6 protein-coding genes are annotated in these 7,306 nt (G+C 72.9%); all 6 read left to right on the forward strand.

What is annotated here, in order from left to right:
• Positions 1-3 precede the first annotated feature (3 nt).
• Entirely contained in the window at positions 4-1,413 is a 1,410-nt protein-coding gene (gene murD / locus ACZ63D_RS22560; RefSeq protein WP_465356284.1) for a UDP-N-acetylmuramoyl-L-alanine--D-glutamate ligase, read from the forward strand.
• Positions 1,400-2,836, forward strand: coding sequence for a putative lipid II flippase FtsW (ftsW, locus tag ACZ63D_RS22565; RefSeq protein WP_465356285.1), 1,437 nt, complete (start codon positions 1,400-1,402; stop codon positions 2,834-2,836). The genes murD and ftsW overlap by 14 nt, the downstream gene beginning before the upstream one ends.
• Positions 2,833-3,957: an undecaprenyldiphospho-muramoylpentapeptide beta-N-acetylglucosaminyltransferase gene (gene murG, locus ACZ63D_RS22570; protein WP_465356286.1), complete on the forward strand. Its 1,125-nt coding sequence runs from the start codon at positions 2,833-2,835 to the stop codon at positions 3,955-3,957. The genes ftsW and murG overlap by 4 nt, the downstream gene beginning before the upstream one ends.
• Positions 3,950-5,368, forward strand: coding sequence for a UDP-N-acetylmuramate--L-alanine ligase (gene murC, locus ACZ63D_RS22575; RefSeq protein ID WP_465356287.1), 1,419 nt, complete (start codon positions 3,950-3,952; stop codon positions 5,366-5,368). Before murG ends, murC begins: the two co-directional genes overlap by 8 nt.
• On the forward strand, positions 5,365-6,228 hold the full coding sequence (locus ACZ63D_RS22580; protein WP_465356288.1) for a cell division protein FtsQ/DivIB: 864 nt from the start codon (positions 5,365-5,367) through the stop codon (positions 6,226-6,228). The genes murC and ACZ63D_RS22580 overlap by 4 nt, the downstream gene beginning before the upstream one ends.
• An 81-nt stretch (positions 6,229-6,309) precedes the next feature.
• Complete coding sequence (locus tag ACZ63D_RS22585) at positions 6,310-7,143, forward strand: NAD(P)H-binding protein (protein ID WP_465356289.1); 834 nt, start codon at positions 6,310-6,312, stop codon at positions 7,141-7,143.
• Positions 7,144-7,306 lie beyond the last annotated feature (163 nt).

Here is a 7,306-nt window from a genome sequence, read left to right on the forward strand (position 1 = left end):
TCGGTGCTCGATCTGGACGGCAAACACGTGCTGGTCGCGGGCGCCGGGGTCACCGGGAAGTCGGTCGTCCCGGTGCTGCGCGAGCTGGGCGCGCGGGTCACGGTCACCGACGGCAACGCCGAACGGCTCGCCGAGCTGGAGGACCTGGACGCCCAGCTGGTGCCTGGCCTGACCGAGCCGCCCGAGGACGCCGCGCTCGTGGTGACCAGCCCGGGCTGGCGGCCGACGTCTCCGCTGCTGGTCGCGGCGGCCGAGGCGGGCGTCGAGGTGATCGGCGACGTCGAGCTGGCCTGGCGGATCGGGCAGCTGCGCGAGCATCCGCCCGCGTGGCTGGTGATCACCGGCACGAACGGCAAGACGACCACCGTCGGGATGCTGGAGTCGATCCTGCGCGCGGCCGGCGCGGACGCGGTGGCCTGCGGCAACGTCGGCTACCCGGTGCTCGACGCGGTGCGCGGCGGGCATCAGGTGCTGGCCGTGGAGCTGTCGAGCTTCCAGCTGCACTGGTCGTCCACGATCGCGCCGGACGCCTCGGTGGTGCTGAACCTCGCCGAGGACCACCTCGACTGGCACGGCTCGATGGAGGAGTACGCCGCCGCGAAGGGCCGCGTGCACGAACGCTCGCGCGCCGTCGTGCACAACGTCGACGACCCGTGGTCCACGCGGCTCGCCGAGGAACACGCGCCCGACGGCGCGCGGCGGATCGGGTTCGTGCTCGACACGCCGCGGGCGGGGGAGCTGGGCCTGGTCGAAGACCTGCTGGTGGACCGCGCGTTCGGGGCCGACCCGGAGACGAGCGCCGACGAGCTGGCCGAGATCGCCGACGTCCGCCCCGCCGGTCCGCACAACCTCGCGAACGCGCTCGCCGCGGCCGCGCTGGCCCGGGCGCACGGCGTGACGCCCGCGGCGGTGCGGAAGGGCCTGCGCGCGTACGAGCCCGCGCCGCACCGCGCGGTGGAGGTCGCCGAGATCGGCGGCGTCCGCTACGTCAACGACTCGAAGGCCACCAACCCGCACGCCGCGCTCGGCTCGCTGCTGGCGCACGAAAGCGTGGTCTGGATCGCCGGCGGGCAGCTCAAGGGCGCGTCGGTGGACGAGCTGGTCGCCGCGGTCTCCGGACGGCTGCGCGCCGCCGTCCTGCTGGGCGCCGACGCGCCGGTGATCGAAGCCGCTCTCGCGCGACACGCGCCGGATGTCCCGTGCAACCGCCTCCTTCCGGGTGACGATGAGCCCATGACTGCGGCGGTGAATGCGGCCAGCGCCCTGGCTCGTCCTGGTGACGTGGTGCTTCTCGCGCCCGCCGCCGCCTCGCTGGACATGTTCCGCGGCTACGGAGCGCGCGGCGACGCGTTCGAAGCCGCGGTGCGCGCTCTGGCCGACGGCGCGGCGGGGGCGGCGGATGACAGTCGTTGACGGAGACAAGCCCCGGCCTCGGCGCGTCCGCAAGGAAAGCCCGTTCGTCGCGCTCCGCACCGCGCTGACCGCCTGGCTGTCCCGGCCGCTGGCGTCGTTCCACCTGGTGCTCGCGCTGACCGGCGTCCTCACCGTGATCGGCGCGGTGATGGTGCTGTCCGCGTCGTCGGTGGCCTCCTACAACCCGAAGACCGGCAGCGGCGTGTACTCGCTGTTCTTCCGGCACCTGATGTTCGTCGCGATCGGCGGGATCGTGTTCTGGCTCGGCCTGCGCGTGCGGCTGGAGCGGATCCGGCGGATGTCGGCGACCATCACGGTGCTCTGCCTCGGGCTGCTGATGCTGGTGCTGACGCCGCTCGGGTCGACCGTCAACGGCTCGCAGGGCTGGTTCAAGCTCGGCGTGTTCACCTTCCAGCCGGTCGAGGCGGCGAAGGTGGCGCTGGCCTTCTGGGGCGCGCACATCCTGGTGATCAAGTACAACGTGCTGCACCAGTGGCGGCATCTGCTGGTCCCGGTGGTGCCGGTGGCGTTGCTGATGTTCGCGCTGGTGATGCTGCAGCCCGACCTGGGCGGCACGATCACCCTCGCGGTGGTGCTGCTCGGCCTGCTGTGGTTCGCCGGGGCGCCGAAACGGCTTTTCGGGGTGATCCTGGCCGGCGGCCTGAGCGGCGTGCTGGTGCTGGCGATCATCGCGCCCTACCGGCTCGCCCGGGTGATGTCGTTCCTGTCGCCGGACGCGGACACCTCGGCCGAGGGATTCCAGGCGAACCAGGCCAAGCTGGCGCTCGCCGACGGCGGGCTGTTCGGCAAGGGGCTCGGGCAGGGCGCGTCGAACTGGGGCTACCTGCCGAACGTGCAGAACGACTTCATTTTCGCCCTGATCGGCGAGGAACTGGGCTTCGTGGGCTGCGCGGTGGTGCTGGCGCTGTTCGCCGGAGTGGCCGTGGTCGGGCTGCGCATCGCCACCCGCAACATCGACCCGTGGATCCGGATCGTCGCGGGCACGCTGACGGTGTTCCTCGTCGCGCAGGCGGCCATCAACATCGGCTACGTGGTCGGGCTGCTGCCGGTCACCGGCGTCACGCTGCCGCTGATCTCCTACGGCGGCACGTCGCTCGTGATCACCATGCTCATCATGGGCGTGCTGGCCAACGCCGCGCGGCACGAACCCGAGGCGGTGGCCGCGCTGCGCTCGCACGGGCCGGGTAAATTCGGACGCCTGCTGCGGCTGCCCGCGCCCGATCCCTACCGCCCGCCGTCCTCCCGCAAGGGGACGCGCGCCGCGGGGAACGGGACGAGGGCGGCCAGGCCGGCCCCGCGTGCGGGCCGGCCCGCACCGGCACAGGAACGCCGCCGGTCGGCGCGGCGGACTACAGCGAACCGCGGTGCCCGGGGCACCGCGAACCGGAGAGGTCATTGGTGAGCAAGCCCGTCAAGGGAACGGAGCGGTCGGCCGCGGGCCGGGCGCCGGTCGTCGTCGTCGCGGGCGGGGGCACCGCCGGGCACATCGAACCCGCGCTCGCGCTGGCGGACGCCGTGAAGCGGCTGCGCCCGGACGCCGAGGTGATCGCCCTCGGCACGGAACGCGGCCTGGAGAACAAGCTCGTGCCCGCGCGCGGGTACCCGCTGGAGCTGATCCCGCCGGTCCCGATGCCGCGCAAGCCGACGCCGGAGCTGCTCCGGCTGCCGCTCAAGGTGCGCGATTCGGTCCGCCGCACCCGCGAGGTGCTCGACCGGGTGCACGCGGACGTCGTCGTCGGCTTCGGCGGCTACGTCGCGCTGCCGGCGTATCTCGCCGCGCGCGGCCGGACGCCGATCGTGGTGCACGAGGCGAACAAGTCGGCCGGGCTGGCCAACAAGGTCGGCGCCCGCTTCGCGTCCCGGGTCGCGGTCGCCGTGCCGGGCACGCCGCTGCCGAAGGCCGAGGTGGTCGGCATTCCGCTGCGCCGCTCGATCACGTCGCTGGACCGGGCCGCGCTGCGCGCCGAGGCGCGCGCGCATTTCGAGCTGGACCCGGACGCGCCGACGCTGCTGGTGTTCGGCGGTTCGCAGGGCGCGGCGTCGATCAACTCCGCGATCTCCGGCGCGGCGAAGGACTTCGCCGAGGCCGGCGTCGGGGTGCTGCACGCGCACGGGCCGAAGAATTCCCTTGTGGTGCAAGAGTTTCCCGGCAAGCCGCCGTACGTGCCGGTGCCGTACCTGGAACGGATGGACCTGGCCTACGCCGCGGCGGACGCGGTCGTGTGCCGGTCCGGCGCGATGACCGCGGCCGAGGTGTCCGCGGTCGGGCTGCCCGCGGTGTTCGTCCCGCTGCCGCACGGCAACGGCGAGCAGGCGGTCAACGCCCAGCCCGCGGTCGACGCCGGGGCGGCGCTGATGGTCGCCGACGCCGACCTCACCGCGGAGAAGGTCGCCGAACTGGTGATCCCGCTGGTGACCGACGCCGGCCGGATCGCGGCGATGAGCGCGGCCGCCGTCGGGCTCGGCCACCGCGAAGCCGACGAGACCCTCGCCCGCATCGTTTTGGAGGCCGCCGGTGCCTGACACGCCCGAACTGCCCGCGCGGCTGCGCCGGGCGCACCTGATCGGGATCGGCGGGGCCGGGATGTCCGGCATCGCGCGGATCCTGCTCGCCCGCGGCGCGGCCGTGTCCGGGTCGGACGCCAAGGAATCGCGCGCGCTGCTTTCGCTGCGCGCGCAGGGTGCGACGCTGTTCGTCGGCCAGACCGCGGAAAACCTCGGCGAGCTGGCCGAACCGCCTTCGGCCGTCGTGGTGTCCACCGCGATCAAGGAGACGAACCCGGAACTCGCCGCGGCGCGCGAACGCGGCATCCCGGTGCTGCACCGGGCGCAGGCGCTGGCCGGGCTGATGGCCGGGCACCGCGTCGCGTGCATCGCCGGGACGCACGGCAAGACTTCGACCACGTCGATGCTCACCGTGGCGCTGCAGAACTGCCGGATGGACCCGTCGTTCGCGATCGGCGGCGACCTCAACGAATCCGGGGCCAACGCGCACCACGGCGAGGGCGGCGTGTTCGTCGCGGAAGCCGACGAGAGCGACGGCTCCTTCCTCACCTACACGCCGTCGGTGGCGGTGGTGACGAACGTCGAGCCCGATCACCTCGACCACCACGGCACCGCCGAGGCGTACGTGAAGGTGTTCAGCGATTTCGTCGGCCAGATCGAGCCGGGCGGGCTGCTGATCGTCTGCGCGGACGACGAGGGCGCGGCCCGGCTGGGCGACGAGGCCGCCGCGGCCGGCGTGCGGGTGCGGCGCTACGGCCGCGCGGCGTCCGGCGAAGGCGACGTGCGCGTGCTCGACTACACGCCCGCGCCGGACGGCGGCGTCGTGCGGATCGCGCTGGACGGCGAAGAGCACGACCTGCGGGTCGCGGTGCCGGGGGAGCACATGGCGCTCAACGCGGTCGCCGCGCTGCTCGCCGGGCTCGAACTCGGCGCGCCGTTCGACGGCATGGCCGCGGGGCTCGCCGCGTTCGGCGGGGTGCGCCGCCGGTTCGAGTTCAAGGGCCGCGCGGGCGATGTCCGGGTATACGACGACTACGCGCACCACCCGACCGAGGTGGCCGCGCAGCTGCGCGCGGTGCGCACGGCCGCGGGCAGCGGGCGGGTCGTCGTGGTGTTCCAGCCGCATCTGTACTCGCGCACGCAGACTTTCGCCGCCGAGTTCGCCGAGGCGTTGTCGCTGGCCGACGAGGTCGTGGTGCTGGACGTCTTCGGCGCGCGCGAGGAGCCGGTGCCGGGCGTGACCGGCGCGCTGATCGCCGACCGGGTGACCGTTCCGGTGCACTACCAGCGGGCGTTCGACGTGGCCGCCGGCCTGGTCGCCGACCTCGTGCGGCCGGGCGATCTCGCGATCACCATGGGCGCGGGCGACGTGACGCAGCTGGGCCCGGAGATTCTGGCCGAACTGGACCGGAGGGCCGCGGGGGCATGACCGGGACCAGGCAGCGCCGTCGCTCGCCCGCGCCTCGCGCGGGCGAGGAGCAGCGGGCTGCCCTGGCCCGGGAACGCCGGGGACGGCGCAGCGAAGAGGACCGCCGGCGCACCCGGGCGCGCACCGCCGCGCGTTCGGGCCGCGCGGCGCGGGCCGCGGCCCGGAAGTCCCGGCCGAACCGGGGCAAGGAGATCCGCCGCCGCTGGGTCGCGCTGCTGACCGTGCTCACCCTGGTCGCGCTGGGGTATCTGCTGTTTTTCAGCTCGCTGCTCGCGGTGAAGAACATCGAGGTGCAGGGCGCGAAAACCGTGTCGGCGGACCAGATCCGCGCGACCGCCGCGGTGCCGCCCGGGCAGCCGATGCTGCGCGCGGACGTCGACGGGATCCGCGACCGGGTGGCCCAGCTGCCGGGCGTCGCGACGGTCGAGGTGTCCCGCTCGTGGCCGACGACGCTGGAGATCGCGGTGACCGAACGGACCCCGATCGCGTTCTTCGACAGCGGTCCCGGCGGCGACGGGGTGCATCTCGTCGACGGCGGCGGGGTCGTGTTCAAGACCGTGAAGACCCGGCCGGCCGGGCTGCCGGAGCTCAAGCTGCCGAAGGTGTCGGTGGACGATCCGGTCACCCGCGCGGTGACCGCGGTGCTCGGCGTGCTGCCGGAGCAGCTGCTCAAGCAGACGAAGACGGTGACCGCGCAGACGCCGGCGAGCGTGGAGTTCACGCTGGCGAACGGCAAGACCGTGCGGTGGGGGAACGCGGAGAACACCGATCGCAAGGCGAAGGTGCTGGCCGCGCTGCTGACGCAGCAGGGGAACATCTACGACGTCTCCGCGCCGGAATTGCCGACTATCACCTCGTGAGTCTCGCCGCCGTTAGGTGGCGGACAGTTCTCGTATGCCGTACGCTTGCTTTGTTCGTACGCCATACGAGAAGGTGGGGGCATGACGGTTCTGGTGACGGGTGCGACCGGCAACGTCGGACGGCTGGTGGTCGACGAGCTGGTGGCTCGCGGGGTGCCGGCTCGGGCGCTGACGGTGGACCCGGAGCGGGCGGCGTTGCCTGACGGGGTCGAGGTGGCGGTGGGGTCGCTGGCCAAGCCTTCGACGCTGCCTGCCGCGCTGAGCGGGGTCGAGGCGGTGTATTTGGCTCCTTATGCGCGGACTGTTTCGCGGTTTTGCGAGCTGGCGTCGGAGGCCGGGATCCGGCGGGTGGTCGCGTTGTCCGGGTCGAGTGTCGGGGACGAGCACCCGGCGTCGAGCGGTCATGAATACGCGGCCGTCGAGGAGGCGGTGGCGGCGGCCGGATTCGATCGGACGGTGTTGCGGCCGGGGGCGTTCATGACGAACTCGCTGGGATGGGCGCAGTCGATTCGCGAGCGAGGGGAGGTGCGGTCTGCGTATCCGACGGCCGCGCAGACGCCGATCGACATGGCGGACATCGCCGCGGTGGCGGCGCATGTGCTGACTGCCGAGGGGCATGTCGGACGGGTTTACGAGCTCAGCGGCCCGGAAGGGATTTCGCTCGAGCGGATGGCCGCGGCGATCGGGGAGGCGGTGGGCAAACCGGTGCGGTTCGTGGAGCTGACGGCGGAGGAACAGGTCGCGGAGTGGGTCGAGGCCGGGTATCCGGAGGATATTGCTTCGTGGCTGCTGGAGATGTTCGCGGTGACGGTGGAGAATCCGCAGAAGCCGACTGGGGTGGTTGAGGAATTGCTGGGGAGGCCTGGGATTTCCTTTGCGGAGTGGGCCAAGGCTAATGCCGCCGCGTTTTCTTGATTCCCGGGGGCGGCTCGTCGCCCTGGGGGGCGACATTGCGCGTGTTCGTGCGTGGGGCACCCCGAAGCCCGAGTGTGCTGACGGTTCGGGGGTGCTTGTCAAGGCGGGAAAGATGCCTTGACAAGCACCCCCGAACCGCAGGGAGGCTTCGTATCGGGGTGCG

The organism is Amycolatopsis sp. NPDC104775 (assembly GCF_055583325.1).